Origin of the sequence: Streptomyces sp. NPDC005266, assembly GCF_040607655.1 — a bacterium.
Classification (GTDB): Bacteria; Actinomycetota; Actinomycetes; order Streptomycetales; family Streptomycetaceae; genus Streptomyces.
In genome coordinates this window covers 592,114-606,136 of sequence record NZ_JBEXHC010000001.1, presented here as the reverse complement: position 1 = coordinate 606,136, position 14,023 = coordinate 592,114, and the positions used below count along the sequence as shown (strand labels likewise).

12 protein-coding genes and 2 pseudogenes are annotated in these 14,023 nt (G+C 64.0%); 5 read left to right on the top strand and 9 right to left on the bottom strand.

The genetic code is table 11. The features are described from left to right. Nucleotides 1-8: 8 nt before the first annotated feature. The gene (locus tag ABZU99_RS02770) at nucleotides 9-974 is read left to right on the top strand and encodes a helix-turn-helix domain-containing protein (RefSeq protein ID WP_355943574.1); all 966 of its coding nucleotides are present in this window, start codon (nucleotides 9-11) and stop codon (nucleotides 972-974) included. A gap of 4 nt (nucleotides 975-978) precedes the next feature. Here ABZU99_RS02770 and ABZU99_RS02765 read toward each other — a convergent pair whose 3' ends face one another. The 8 genes and pseudogenes from ABZU99_RS02765 to ABZU99_RS02730 all read right to left on the bottom strand — a co-directional run bounded on the left by ABZU99_RS02765 (nucleotide 979) and on the right by ABZU99_RS02730 (nucleotide 8,034). After that, entirely contained in the window at nucleotides 979-1,488 is a 510-nt protein-coding gene (locus ABZU99_RS02765) for a DUF4291 domain-containing protein (protein ID WP_355943674.1), read from the bottom strand. A gap of 7 nt (nucleotides 1,489-1,495) precedes the next feature. Further along, a complete protein-coding gene (locus ABZU99_RS02760; protein ID WP_355943572.1) occupies nucleotides 1,496-2,647 on the bottom strand; it encodes a hypothetical protein in 1,152 nt (383 codons plus the stop codon). Nucleotides 2,648-2,962: 315 nt separating this feature from the next. Continuing rightward, the gene (locus ABZU99_RS02755; protein WP_355943570.1) at nucleotides 2,963-4,600 is read right to left on the bottom strand and encodes an ATP-binding protein; all 1,638 of its coding nucleotides are present in this window, start codon (nucleotides 4,598-4,600) and stop codon (nucleotides 2,963-2,965) included. 9 nt (nucleotides 4,601-4,609) lie between these two features. After that, complete coding sequence (locus ABZU99_RS02750) at nucleotides 4,610-5,746, bottom strand: hypothetical protein (RefSeq protein WP_355943568.1); 1,137 nt, start codon at nucleotides 5,744-5,746, stop codon at nucleotides 4,610-4,612. Nucleotides 5,747-5,887: 141 nt separating this feature from the next. Beyond that, entirely contained in the window at nucleotides 5,888-6,676 is a 789-nt protein-coding gene (locus tag ABZU99_RS02745; protein WP_355943566.1) for a recombinase family protein, read from the bottom strand. An 8-nt stretch (nucleotides 6,677-6,684) separates the two neighbouring features. Then, nucleotides 6,685-7,221 (bottom strand): recombinase family protein, encoded by a 537-nt coding sequence (locus tag ABZU99_RS02740; protein WP_355943564.1) that lies wholly within the window; start codon nucleotides 7,219-7,221, stop codon nucleotides 6,685-6,687. A 27-nt stretch (nucleotides 7,222-7,248) separates the two neighbouring features. Next, nucleotides 7,249-7,392, bottom strand: a pseudogene (locus ABZU99_RS02735) (DUF4291 family protein); the annotation flags it as partial. 123 nt (nucleotides 7,393-7,515) lie between these two features. Beyond that, complete coding sequence (locus ABZU99_RS02730; protein WP_355943562.1) at nucleotides 7,516-8,034, bottom strand: hypothetical protein; 519 nt, start codon at nucleotides 8,032-8,034, stop codon at nucleotides 7,516-7,518. Nucleotides 8,035-8,514: 480 nt separating this feature from the next. On the opposite strand from ABZU99_RS02730, the gene ABZU99_RS02725 reads away from it, so the two are divergent. The 4 genes and pseudogenes from ABZU99_RS02725 to ABZU99_RS02710 form a co-directional block, all read left to right on the top strand. Continuing rightward, nucleotides 8,515-8,940 carry a hypothetical protein gene (locus ABZU99_RS02725; protein WP_355943561.1) on the top strand — a complete coding sequence of 142 codons (426 nt, stop codon included), beginning with the start codon at nucleotides 8,515-8,517 and terminating at the stop codon, nucleotides 8,938-8,940. Between the two features lie 2 nt (nucleotides 8,941-8,942). Beyond that, nucleotides 8,943-10,910, top strand: a complete 1,968-nt coding sequence (locus tag ABZU99_RS02720) for a caspase family protein (RefSeq protein ID WP_355943559.1) — start codon at nucleotides 8,943-8,945, stop codon at nucleotides 10,908-10,910. Then, the gene (locus ABZU99_RS02715; protein ID WP_355943557.1) at nucleotides 10,907-12,247 is read left to right on the top strand and encodes a serine/threonine-protein kinase; all 1,341 of its coding nucleotides are present in this window, start codon (nucleotides 10,907-10,909) and stop codon (nucleotides 12,245-12,247) included. The genes ABZU99_RS02720 and ABZU99_RS02715 overlap by 4 nt, the downstream gene beginning before the upstream one ends. 3 nt (nucleotides 12,248-12,250) lie before the next feature. Further along, a pseudogene (locus ABZU99_RS02710) lies at nucleotides 12,251-12,385 on the top strand (NUDIX domain-containing protein); the annotation flags it as partial. A 140-nt stretch (nucleotides 12,386-12,525) separates the two neighbouring features. On the opposite strand, the gene ABZU99_RS02705 reads toward ABZU99_RS02710, so the two are convergent. After that, nucleotides 12,526-13,353: an alpha/beta hydrolase gene (locus tag ABZU99_RS02705; protein ID WP_355943555.1), complete on the bottom strand. Its 828-nt coding sequence runs from the start codon at nucleotides 13,351-13,353 to the stop codon at nucleotides 12,526-12,528. Nucleotides 13,354-14,023 lie beyond the last annotated feature (670 nt).

Sequence of the window (14,023 nt, the reverse complement as noted above, 5' to 3'; positions counted from 1 at the left end):
TTCTGGACATGCACACGGTCGCCGTCCTCGCCCTCAGCCAGGTGATTCCGTTCGACCTGTCCACCCCGATCGAGGTCTTCACCCGCACCCGGCTGCCCGACGGCCGCCCCGGCTACCAGATCCGTGTGTGTGCGGAGGAGCCCGAGGTCGACGCCGGTGCGTTTACCCTGCGCGCGCCGTGGGGCCTGGAGGGGATCAGGGGCGCGGACACCGTCATCGTGCCCGGCACCGCCGACCCTGCTGCCCCGCTCGCACCCGCTGTGCGCAGCGCGTTGCGAGAGGCCGCCGCCGATGGCACCCGCATAGCCTCCATCTGCAGCGGCACCTTCATTCTGGCCGCCGGCGGGCTGCTGGACGGCCTGCGAGCCACCACCCACTGGCTTGCCGCGGGCCAACTCGCCGCCGCCTACCCGGTCATCGACGTGGACCCCGACGTGCTGTACGTCGACAACGGCCAGATCCTCACCGCCGCCGGCGCGGCGGCCGGTTTGGACCTGTGCCTGCACATGATCCGCCGCGACTACGGCTCCGCGGTGGCCGCCGACGCCGCCCGCCTGTCCGTGATGCCGCTCGAACGCGAAGGCGGACAGGCCCAGTTCATCGTCCACGACCACACGCCCACCCCGGCCGGTTCGGCGCTGGAACCGATCCTGACCTGGCTGCGGGCCAATCTTGCCCGCCCGCTCACCCTGGACGACATCGCCGCCCAGGCCGGTATGAGCACCCGTACCCTCATCCGCCGCTTCCGGGAACAGACCGGCACCACCCCCCTCCAATGGCTGCACCGCGCCCGCATCCGCCAGGCCCAGCACCTGCTGGAGAGCACCGAGCACTCCGTCGAACGCATCGGAGCCCAGGTCGGCTTCGGTTCGCCCACCGCCTTCCGCGACCGCTTCAAACGCACCACCGGCGTCAGCCCTTACGCCTACCGCCGCACCTTCGGCCGACCTGCCCACACGGTCTCCCACACTTGAGCAGTCATGGACGCAGGCGGCTGAGCAGTTCGTCCCCGGCGGGGTAAGGACGCTCCTGGGGAAGCAGCCGGACCGCGGAGTCCAGGTCGGCGTCGCTTATGAGCGCGTGGATCTCGCGGGCGAGCGGCGTCACATCCCTGATGGCGACTGTCCACTCATCCGCGTACCGCCGTACGGCCTCGCCGGAGAGCCCGAGTTGCAGCGAGCGGTACGGCAAGGGCCGCAGCCGCAGATCGCGCTCGGGGTCCCATTGCACGCGGGCCGGTGCGCGCTTCACCTCGCGCCGCCAGGTACTGAGATCGGGATGCACCCCGCGCTCATAGCTCGACAGGCACGCGTTGCGCAATGCCCACTCGAAGCCGCTGCGTGAGATCTCGACGGCCAGGACCGTCTCCTGACCGGACTTCGTGCCCCATCCGCAGCGGTACATCATCCACAGGAACGACGGCTTGATCCACGTCAAGCCTCGCTCACAGCCCTTTTGCACGTCAGCGGTCACGGTTCCTGTGCACAGTCGGCGTCTACTGGAGGTTGTCGATGCAGACCCGCAGCAGCGCGTTCAGTGCGGCAGCCTGAGGCAGGTCATGCATGGTGATGACATCAGCGCTGGCCCGGATCTGCCGGTGAAGTACATCGTCCGCCTGCGTCTTGAAGTCCAGCAAGCGGGCCATGTACTTCTTGTCGGTCCGACTCCAGGCATGGTTGTTCGCCGCCGCCTCGAACGACTTGTGCCCCAGGATTGGCGGCACGTGATCGATGACGGCGCGCAGCAGCGCATGGCATGAGTAGGCGTGGCCGTCCGCGTAGTTGTCGTCCAGCTCGCGCAACAGTTGCAATAGCTTGTCCAAGCTCAGCTTGGTCTTGCCTTGCTCGGCTGCCAGCTCGGCGCGGAGGCCGGCATTGACGTAGAGCTTGGGCTCAACCACCGGCCCCACGGTGGGGGCCACTTCCGCTGCGGCGCTCACGGCCGCGCGAGGCGTTGCTTCGACATGCAGTTCCGGAAATCCAAGCTGGCCCGCGAGGCTCGACATTTGCACTTCATGCTCGCGTTCCACTTCCTCCTCTACATACGCAACCTGAGCGGCTACATACTCCGGTAGGGTCGACACGCCTCGGAACCTCAACAGATACCGGTGCAAATCGTAGCGCCAGCTCTGTTCACCATTAGGCTTGCTGTACCACCCTTGCGCCCCACGCATCAGCAGTGGCTCATGCCGCAGCATGTCCGGCACCGCCTGTAGGAACTCGGCACCGACAGCAGGGAACTCACGGGATACATCGTCCGCCTCCACGAAGTTCCGCTGCACCGAATCCGGTGACGACCGAGAGAACACTTGGCGCTGAATGAGGTAGCCGACGACACTCAGGAGCGAGCTGAAGACGTTCTCCAGCTCGACCAGGTGGAGCCCGGCCGCCATGGTCAGTGCCGGCCGGCTGTCATCTGACAGCCCGTTGTACTCATACCAGGCCAGCCCATATGAGAGACGCCCGACGGCTCGAGTGCCCACGCTGGGCAATGACTTCAGCAGCTGCTCGGCGTCCAGGCCCTTACGGTCGAGCTCGGTGAGCACGTGGTGCCAGACCGGCCACTTGCCTGTCTTCAGGAAAGGCCCAGCCATGGTCTGCATGAGCATTAGTTGCTGGTGGGACAGCTGGGCCGCAAGGTCAGGCATGTTCGTCCAGTCTTGAGATCATCCGCACAGATGAGCCCAGATGCTACGCCGCGCCACTGACAGTCAGCCACGGCTTTGAGCCTCGCCCGTCGGGATCGTGGGCGGCGCTAGGTCGGTTGGTTGGCGATCTACGGCTGTGAGGCACTGCCAGCGGAGCTACGACCCGAGGGAGTGGTGTGACGGATCAAATGCCAACTACTGGCCGATGGGCCGCAGCAGTGGCGGGGCTGGCATTGCGCGGGACTTCGCTGCACTCCTTGCGGCTGAAACAGAGAGCGCTGGGATCTAGTCTCACGAACGCTCCCAACAGTGTGATCACTTCTCCCAATCCTTCAACAGTGGAGCGAATGTAACGTCATGCCAGGGGCGAATCCACTCTTGCATGTAGCAGACATCGCTTGAGGAAGGTGCCGGTTTAGCTTCCCTAAGCTTCACCACAGATGGCATCACAGCAGCATCGCCGAGCAGCAAGGCCTCCCCCGATGACAACATGGGGAGTGACTCGGTAAGGGGGCCCAGGGAATCAGGAATTAGCCTCCGCACATAGCGCTGGTCTTCTGGATTAGTCAAACGCATTGCAAGGAAATTGCTACACTGAGAGAAGATCGTCTCAGAGATCTCGGCCGGTCTTTGACTCACGATAGCGGCCGTGATCCCGTACTTCCTCCCCTCTTTCGCGATGCGCTCAATCGCGGCGCGTGAGGCGCTAAACCGGGATAGATCACTACGTGGAACATACTTGTGAGCCTCTTCGTAGACGACGAGTAGGGGGGTTTCCGCCTTACCTTCACTATGCGACTTTTTGTAATAGAATGCATAATCGAAGAGTAGACGTGAGATTAGCGACACGCTAATACTGAGCACTTCAAACGGAACCCCACTGAGGTCCACGATCGTCACATTAGAAGGCCGGCCTCTCCGGTATCCCGTGAATTGTCGAAGCACTTCCTCCAGAGTGGGCTCCTTGACCTTTGCACCCAGTAGGAAGTCAAGCCTTCGATCCGTGTACTTGTTCTCAAGGCGGGTCAGAAAATTAACCAACTTCCCCTTCAGTGGGCCGTTCACAGGTTTATTGTTTGTCCCCGGCACCATCTCCTCGTTCTTTTCCTGAATATAAGAGATAACCTCACCGAGGTCAAAGTATAGCGGCGAGTCATAGTGAATTAGATCGCGCTTATCCTCCGGGCCGCGGTAATGCTTTCTGCGATTCTCGGTGATGCCCCGCTTGAGTGTTGCCACTTGGTTATGGGACTGCTCCTCAATGCTTTCAATGAAAAGCGATTGCAGCTCTTCGGAATTAAGAAGCCAGTACGGTAGGACAAGCGAGTCTACGCTGAGGTAATTAGCGTCAGGGAAAGCGGATAGATACTCAGAGTGAATATCGAAAATTACAACGTGCGAGTTATTTAGCGAGTATTCACCTCGCTCCCGGTCCCTAATCTCCGTCGCCGCCTGGATGACTCTGGCCATGGCATGAGACTTGCCCGATCCCGTGGATCCAACGATGGCAATGTGCCTATTGAAGAACTTGTCCCCATCGACAGGGACATTCACCTTGGCATCTTGGGAAAGCTGAGCAAAATGAAATCTGCGGATATCGTTCCCAAGTGCATCGTAAATCTTCTGAATCTCGCCGTGGCTTGCCACCTTGACGTCTTTAGGGGGAATCGCAATTCCACCGCCTCCACGGTGAAAGTTTCCATCTTCGCCGATGAAGCCCAGGGGAACGGCCTCGATGATGTATACTTTTTCCCTTTCTCCGTCGACCGACTCGCCACCCCGTACCTCGATCGAGTAATTCTCAATGATGGCGATGATGGAGGACGAGTTAGTGTCAGAGACGCGCAAATAGGAGCCGACTTCTACGGGTTCCCCGCCCCCGAGATGTGCAATCTCATGTACTGCGATCTTGATCTTGTTTGGATACACAGCCACGACTTCGGCACCAGACACAGAATCCACCTATCTAATAACTTTCACGATGTCGTGAGTACTCTGAACGAAACGCCGATAGACCCTGGCGCCGGCGCCTTCACGGATGAGACTCGAAGGAGAGGACACGAAGAAGTCGTAGATGTCGGCAAAACTTGCCATTTCCATGATCCCGGGGATGTTTTCCTCGCCCGAGATCTTAAGCTCTACGGCGCGCCCGTTTTTGGGATCCGTTAGATCACGTAGCCTCAGCCTATCCCCATTAAAGTAGGTGCCGTCAAATATCTTCACTTCGGCATCGATCAACAGACCTTTGACTCTCGATAGATCACCAATCCCACGGAATACGAGGTACGGAGTGAAGGCATTGTGTTTCCGGTAGAACCTGTCGCGTACTGCCACGGCAATATCCACGAGATCGTGCTCATTGACCAATGGTCCGGATTCAACGACAAACAATCGTTCCCGCTTCGGAAGATTGATACCTCGCTGCACCACCTCCGATTTCAGAAGTTTCAGGTACCGTTCGTTGCCTAGAAGCTTCTGGTATGCAGAATGAAAGATCGACGAGCGAGCTGTGTTCACAATCTCGCGAAGCTTGTCTCCTGACACCAATCGGGCTTCTGGCGGATTATTTACTACCAGATCGAGCAAATACTTCTGGATCACTGCATGGCAGGCGACGGCTTCCGCTTCCGTTTGCAGATAGTGCTCGCGCATCAAGAGAGCAACAACTTCTTTGAACTGCTCCTTGTAGTCAACAGAGAAGCGAATCGTGAGGCACTTGGAGAACTCCTCTAGCAGGTCATCCGAGAACTCCTCTGACCCCTTATCAGAGATTGCCCTAAGGTCAGAGACGTCTAGACTGAGCTCACTTCCGGGAACTCTATCCTGGAAGTAGCAGTAAAGAAGAAAACGCTTCTCTCGATCCGTCGAGAATTGATCGATCATCTGCCTGACGGCGCCAGCGATTGCAGCATGCGAAAATTTCTGGTTCCGATGCTTAACTTGAATGTATGAGTCTTCAACACTTAGGTCTTGCTCTCCTTCGATCTGGAATTTCCTACTTGGCTCTTTATAAATCTCGAGCAAGGAAGCATCGAACTGGAAAACGAAACCCTTTAGGGCGTTGAACCCGCCGTCTCGGCGCCCCACAATCGCTGTCATGTGTCGCTCTAGCTCGTTTCCTTCAGCTGGAATTGAGAGCACCCCACGGGACTCAAGATGGAGCTGTCACCCGATGGGGTAGGTGCGACAGATTATCGGATTCCGTGACTGACCGCAGCGACTTGTCAACATTCAGTCAGGTCAAGCTGCCGTGCTCATCGGCACGTTCGGCAAGCGAGTCGTCCCCCAGCCGCACTCCCCGACTTGGACTCGTCGGGGTCCTGGCTTCCGCGTCTTCAACTCCTGCTTCTGCCACATGTCCTTGAGTTCGTTGAGTTCGCGTCGGTCGGCCTCGACGGCTGCCCGGTCCTCTTCGGACAGTTCTGAGGGCGTCGGCGCCTCTGACAGGTCAAGCCGCTCAAGGAGGTTGATGGCGGCCTCGCACACGAACTCCTCCAGGATCGGAGCAGAGACGACCCTGTTGCAGCGCGGAGCGTCAAGCCGATGGGTGCGGCGATTGCAGACGTACTTGGCGCCGCTTCCTCCTGATCCGCCCATGATCCCGCCGCACGCCGTGCAGGTGACAACGCCACGCAACAGGTAGAACCTGGGCGGCTGCTTGCCGTCCGCCAGTTTCGCAGCGCGGTAGGCGCGTCGCTCTCGGACTTCGAGCCACATGCCCCGGTCAATGATCGCGGGCCACTCACCGTCCCCGACCTCCTCACCCCGGAAGACACGGATCCCGGCGACTTGGCGACTGTCGAGAACGTCTCGCACTCGCGGGGCACTCCAGCTGCGTCCTTCGGCGGTCTTCTCGCCCCGCTCGTACAGTTCCTTGGCCAGTCGGACCGGGCTGACTCCGTCCAGATAGCGCGTGAAGATCTCCCGTACGATCACGGCCTCTTCAGGGACGATCACCGTGCCGGTCTTGTCGTACCCGTAGCGTCGCTTGCCCGTGTGCGGCCTCCCGTCCTGCACACGGTCGATCATGGAGTCGATCAGTCGGCGCGACGTGTCGTCACTCGACCGGCATGCGTGCGCGACTTCGATCCGCAGGAAGAAACGGTCATCGGGGTCGGCGAGATCGCGCCGGTTCCCTGGCCGTGCAGCGTGATGTCGTGATCGTCGGCGATCTGCAACAGCTCTTCGAGATCGCGCGGCTGCCGCATGAGCCGGTCCGGGTGGTATGTGAGGACGTGACGTACACGGCCTTCGCCGGCCTCGGCAAGTAGCGCATCCCACCCTGGTCGCTTGCGCTTCCGCTGCCATGCCGACCGGTTGTTGTCCACGAAGACCCGGTCTTCGTCCACGACGAGCCCGAGACGGTCTGCCACCTCGCGACAGATGCTCTCCTGGCGTTCCACGCCCGTCTGGTCGTCGTCGTTCGCATGGGAGATGCGGCAGTAGATCGCCGCCGACTCCCCCGCCCAATCGGCCCGATGATTCTTCGCCCTCTGCCCGCCGGCCGCCTGCCTGGCCCGGAGGGCTCGCCGTAACCGGGCGTCCGTCTGCTGGTCGTTGTTGTCTTCAGCCATGGAAAAAGGCTATGAGCACTGCATGGTCCACGTCATCCGGTCCCGCTTCCACGCGGCGGGGAACCGGCCCTTCCGGACGGCGGGCAGGCCGAGCTCCGGGGAGTACGCCTGGTAGACGGTGATCGTGGATGCCGTGTAGAGCGCACGGATCTCACGTTGTGCTTGTTCCATGGCGTACAGGGTGGTGCCGCCCGTTCCGTTCGGCCATTGGTTTTCGAACTCCCCGTCAGGGGGCAGGACCCACCGTCCGACGGGGTCACCTGGCTTGACGCCCGTGCCGGCGAGCCTGTCGCGTCATGTGACCGGGTGCGACCGGTCTCTCCCTCTGGCGCTGGGAGACAGAGTCACCTGATAGTCCTCCCCGCCGTAGAGGGATTCGTAGCGGATCACCAGAGAGAGGCGCCGGCTGATCAATTCTTTGAACTCGGCGTGAGCCTGTGGTTCATAGTTGGCCACGCTCAGCAGGTACTCCTCGTAGCCGACGGCGAGGACGTCTGTCTCACTGAAGGTCACGGCGGACGGCCGGATGGAAAGGTCATCACGTATTCGGTCGACGTTGACCTTGTTCCACACACCGATCACTTCATCGTCGACAACCAGAGTAGAGCTGACGATCACCGCCGGGCCGAGTCCCGCATTGATGAGTCTTACCCCTGCTCTACGGCCCTGAGGAAAGCCCCAATGCAATTGGAGGATGGGCCGCACGGAGTGACGATTGTGCTGCCGTGTCGCCCGCGCCTCGGAGACCGAGACAGCAAGTGAAGCCGCGGCAACCACGACAGCACACACCGCGATAACAGTCTCGGCGCCCATCCCCGGCCAGCCTCCTCCAGCGAGTTACCCCGATCGGGCATGCCCGGCGAGGCGGGATCTCATGCACGTCGGCGGTGGAGCGCTGCACGTCGGCGGTGGAACGCCAAGCGCGCGGTTCGGTCACTCGTCCAACGGAGCGATGCCCTGTCGAGCGCTACAAGGCCAATCGGGGATCACGGCGAGGGCCACCAGCCATACGGATCGTGACGCGGGACCGGGCCATGAGTCGCTGACTGGCAGGCCCGCAACCGGCAGCCACTTCGGGGCTGGGAGCCGTGCGTACAAGGAGCCCCGCCGCCCTCACACCTGTCCTCGATCGCTGATCGAACCGTCAACGCCAACGTAAGTCTCAAGAGGGGCCCTGCCCCCATCCATGTTCCTCGCGGTCGTCCGAGTGGCACACTGAGGTGAGGATCGGGACACGGGGGGCCCATCCGCGGGCCCGTTGGAATCAGGCGTGCGGTGGAGAGGCGGTCTGCCATGCGATCCCTTCTTGTAGTGAACGGCTCCGACGGGCCCGACTCGGTTGGGGACCTCAGAGACTGGCTCAATGAAGAAGTGCCACTGCGTGGGCGGGTACACGTTCAGCCCGTCGCACCCGACTCGGGTGAACTGGGGGCTTGGGGCGACACGCTCGTGGTCGCGGTGGGCACCGGAGGCGCAGTGACCGCCCTGGCCAGGGCGCTGGCGGTGTACTTGCGGCAGCCGCGTCGCAGCACCGTAAAGGTCAGAGTGGTGGCCCCCGATGGAACACGTACGGAAGTGACGGTCCAGCACACGAAGAGTCTCGACGCGGTCGAGAGCCTGCTGAGGACGGCACTGCATTCGGACGCGGGCGAGGTCTCGGGCGCACTCCCCGACGGCAGTACCTCTGCTCTGGGCGAGTCATCCGATGCGGAGGGGTGACCATGATGCGCCCACCCGACCCGGCCCGCTCACGCGCCGTACTGATCGGAGCGGCCGAGTACACCGAAGACTCCTCGCTGCCGGACGTCTCCGCCGTCCGCAACAACGTCCGTGATCTGCAGCGGCTGCTCACCGAAGGCCGGCCCGGAGCGTTCTCCGTCGAGAACACCCGGGCCGTGTTCGATCCGGCCACACCACGGGATCTGGGGATTCCCCTCCTGGAGGCGGCCCGTCAGGCCGAGGACGTCTTCCTCGTCTACTACGCGGGTCATGGCCTGATCGGCTACGAGCGCCGTGAGTTGTATCTCGGTCTGTCCAAATCCATCGCTGAGGCTCCGTCCTTCACGGCCTTCCCGTTCCAAGGGATCCGTGAGGCGTTTTTGGCCAGTCCGGCGCGTAATCGGGTCCTGGTACTCGACTGCTGTTTTTCAGGACGTGCCATCACGGGCGGCCTTTCTGGCGCGCACGAGCCTCTCATCGACCAGATGGAGATCGCGGGCACCTATACGCTCACGTCGGCCGCGGCGAACGAGCCCGCCCGGTACGACGAGGAAGAACGACACACCGCCTTCACCGGTGAGCTGCTGCTCGCTCTGCGGGACGGCATTCCTGCCGCATCATCGGCCGAGGTCACCCTCGGCGCTCTGTATCGGCATCTCAAGAGGGTTCTGCCTCCCAGGGGGCTGCCCGAGCCGCAGCAATGCGGAACCGATACCGCCGAATTGTTGATCCTGGCCCGCCCACGGCGCCGCAGCAGGCGTGGATCGGTCGCCGAGGCCGACATCGGCGGGCCCCCGGGCACCCGGGAGGACCTGCTCGCCCGTCGGGACCTCGGTCGTCGCCGAGGCGAGTGCGGTCAGACCGACGAGGCCGTACGTCTGCTGACCGAGGTGGTGCCCGACCTCACCCGAACCCTCGGACCCGACGATCCGGCCACCCTCGTCGGCCGGATCAACCTTGCCTACTGGACCGGCCGCGAGGGAGATGCCGGAGAGGCGCTACGGCTGTCCGAGGCCACCGTCGACGACATGACGCGCGTCCTGGGCCGGCACCACCGGGCGACCCTGGCGGGCCGGAGCCAAGTCGCCCACTGGGTCGGCGAGTCGGGCAGACACCTCGAGGCGATGCGGCTCTCCACCTCCGTGGTCTCCGACCTCACTCGCATCCTCGGCCCCGACGATCGCGAGACCCTCATCGGCCGGGCCCGGATGGCTCGTTGGACCGGAGAGGCCGGCGCGCCGGCGGAGGCGGCCCGCCTGACCGGTGAACTCGTACCTGATCTGTCACGTGTACTGGGCGCTGAGGACCGCGAGACGTTCACCGGACGAATCAACCAGGCGCACTGGACCGGACGGGCGGGCGGAAGCAAATACGCTGTGCGCCTGCTCACCGGACTGGTACCGGACCTGTCCTGGATCCTGGGACCGGACGACCGGCACACGCTTGTCACCCGGTCCCGACTGGGGCAGTGGTCGGGGACCGCCGGGCGGCCACGACGAGCGCTGCGCTTGTTCGTCGCCGCGGTGCCGGATCTTGTACGAGTGCTGGGGCCCGACGATCGCGAGACCCTCCTGGCGCGCAGCCAGCTCGCCCACTGGACCGGGGAGACGGGTGCATCGGCTGAGGCAGTACAGCTCTTCACCTCCCTGGTGCGGGACCTCGTGTGGGTTCTCGGCCCCGAGGACCGGGCCACCGTCGTCAGCCGGGCGAGGCTGGCTCACTGGACGGGCGTCCAGGGCGATGCAGGCGAAGCCGTGCGCCAGTTCCACGCCGTCCTGCCGGATCTCGTCCGCGTACTCGGACCCGAGTCCCCTGAGGCCACCGAGAACCGTGCGCTCCTGGCACGGTGGCGCAAGAAGGCGGACCGGCGGCTCAAGAAACAGATCTTCTACGGAACCGGAACCGGAACCGGAACCGGAGCCGGGACCGGAGCCGGGACCAGAACCGGAGCTCGCGGAGACGCGCCGTGACCCCGCCGGGACCGGAAGACGAGCCCGGCGTCGGGAGCCCGAACTCCGGGACCGACTTGGCCCTGGAGCACTCGGACCCCGCTCGGATCGGCCCTTTTCAACTGCTCGGCCGACTCGGGGCCGGCGGCATGGGCAGGGTGTACCTGGGCCGTTCCCGGACTGGGCAGTTGGCCGCGATCAAGGTGCTGCACGATTCCCTGGCCGACGACCAGGATTTCCGGAGACGGTTCGAGCGGGAGCTGGCGGCGGCGTCGAGCGTCAGCGGACGTTTCAGCGCCGCCGTTCTGGCGTCCGGTCGTGCGGACGAGCCACGTCTGTGGATGGCGACGGAGTATGTCCCAGGGCCATCCCTCCATCAGGCGGTCGGCATCTTCGGACCGCTGCCTCCGCCGACCCTGCTGGCCCTGTGGCTCGGGCTCCTCGGAGCACTGCAATCCATCCATGCGGTGGGGATCGTGCACCGTGACCTGAAACCCTCGAACGTCCTGCTTGCCCGGGACGGTCCTCGAGTCATCGACTTCGGCGTCTCCACAGTCCTTGACACCACTCCTCTTACGCGCACGGGCATGGTGATCGGGACTCCCGCCTACATTTCACCGGAGCAGATTCGGGGCGGCCCGGTAGGGCCCGAGAGCGACGTCTTCGCCCTGGGATGCACTCTGGCCTTCGCTGCCTCGGGCGACAGCCCGTTCGGCGGGGCATCCTCGGTACAGATGCTCTTCCGTGTCGTCCACGAGGAACCCGACCTCACCGGTTTGCCGCAGCAGATTGCCTCATTGGTCCGCCCTTGCCTGGCCAAGGAGCCGCAAGAGCGGCCATCCCTCACCGACTTGATCGGGATGGTGCCTGCGGCCGAGACGGACAGCGCATCGCAGTCGCTGGCCCACGGAATGTGGCTCCCCGAGGCCATTGAGCGCCAGACGTCGGAAAAGGCGGACCAGGTCTTCGCATGGGACGCGCAGCGCCGGCCCCCTGGGCTGACGGAGCTGCCCGCCCCGCGTGCGGTCGGCAGTCCCGACCGCACATGGGAAGGACCCACCGGACAGTCGCATACAACCTCGCAGGGGGGCCCGGACCAAACCCTCGTGCCGGGGCGTACCGGCCATGTGCACGAGCCGCTCCCCACGCCTCCGACGCTCCCCCCAGGAGGCACAGTCGGCCCCCCGAACGGCGGCCCTCCGTCTGCCCACGACGGCTCCTATGGCACCGACGGCCCTGGCGACGCCGGGGACGAGGTGTCGCTGCGGACCCACACGGTGCTCGTCCCCGCCGACAGCCCCCCACTGCCCCGGGCCCTGCATCGCCCCTGGCACCGCTGGTTCCGGAATCGACGCTGAACGTGGGACCGGCCCGGCGGGATGGCCGAGGCGAGCGAATCACCCGAGGATGCGGCCAGACGCGAACTGCGCGAAGAGCTCGGCCTTGCCGTCGAACTGCGCGGGCTCCTGTGCGTCGACTGGGTCGCGCCGCATGGATGCTCCCGCACCGCACCCGCCGACGAGCCGCCCAAGCTCTCCGAGCTCTGGCTGAGCAGCGGCCCGGCTCTCTGGAGAGTGGTGAATCGACCCGTTGAGGTAACCGTGTCCTGTACCTGCCGGGAAGCGCCGCCGCCCCTTCAGGATGAAGTGTTCCCGATGAAGTCGAGCAGGTCCTGGTTGAGTTCATCGGCGTGGGTGATGAAGATGCCGTGCCCCGCTCGGGGGTACTCCTTGTAGATGTTGTCCGGCACCAGCTTCGCCAGCCGCCGCCCGCACAGATCGATGGGAGCGGAGGCATCGGCGTCGCCGTGGATGATCAAGGTCGGCACCTGGAGCGCGCCGGCCTCCTCGCGCAGATCCGTGCAGAACCCAGTCCTGATCACCTCGACAGCCGCCTTGGCCGAACAGTCAAGGCACCTCTGCACTGTCCACTCCATGAGCTCGGTGGAGATCTTGTTGCCCAGATGAGTCCCGAAGAACGCCTGTGCGTTCTGGGCCATCCACCTCGGGCGGTCTCTGGTCCGCTCCGCCTGCACGGCCTCGAAGGCGCTCCGGTCGATCCCCTCCGGGTTGTCCGGCCCCCAGACCATCAACGGCGCGGTGGCCGCGATCAGCACCACCCGGCTCACCCGGTCATAGCCGTGGCGGGACAGGTAGCGGATCACCTCCCCACCGCCCATCGAGTGCGCCACCAGGGTCACCTCGCGGAGGTCGAGGTGATCGAGCAGCGCCGCGAGATCATCGGCGAGGGTGTCGTAGTCGAAGCCGTGGCCGACCCAGTCCGAGCGGCCGTGCCCCCGCTTGTCAAAGGCCACGCAGCGCAGGCCCTCTTCGGACAGCGGGAGCATCTGGTACTCCCATGAGCTGCTGCTGAGCCAGGCCCCGGCCACGAACACCACCGGCTTGCCCTGTCCCCAGTCGGTGTAGAACAGGCTTGTCCCGTCGGAGCCTTCGAAGTGCGGCATGATCGAGTCCTTCCTGGGCGATGAGGTGTCGCTGCGCGGTGACAACTCTCGTCCAGCGGAGGTCACACCGTCGATTACTCCGGAGGTAATGGGCAGCGCGAGCACCCCCGTCCGGTCCCGAAGCGGCGCGCAAGCGCATCTCTGCCGTCTCCATGCCGACCAGCCTCAGCGCGTCGCTCAGTTCGGCCGTCGCTTCCCGCGCGTCTCGCCAGCCGCTCACGTAGTCCACTCCACGTACCCATATCCCCGCGTCCAGGTCTGCCGCTTCACCGTCGAACCTGTCGTCCCCCAGGCCGCACATTTGGTCAAGTCCCCTTCCCTGCAAGCCGTCTGACCATCAACATGGGGCGACGCCGCACGAGAGCACGACAACGACCCCGGTACCATCGGCACCGGGGTTCGTGATCGATCTCCAGCCGGACCGCCCCGGAAGCTGTCCAGGCAAGGGGGTGGTCCGGTGTTGCTTCTTCGGTTGTTTTTGTGACCGAGCGGACCTCAGTACTGCTGTCGCCCGCCCGGGTAACGGACCGGCTTTCGGCACTCCGGAGCGTTTGCCGGGGCAGGCGCGTCGCCGAGCGTGTAACACAAGGCGGCGTGCAACTGCTCTGCCTCCACCACCGTCAGCACCAGCGAAGCCAGAGACGCGCGACCAGGGCGGAGGACGTGAAGC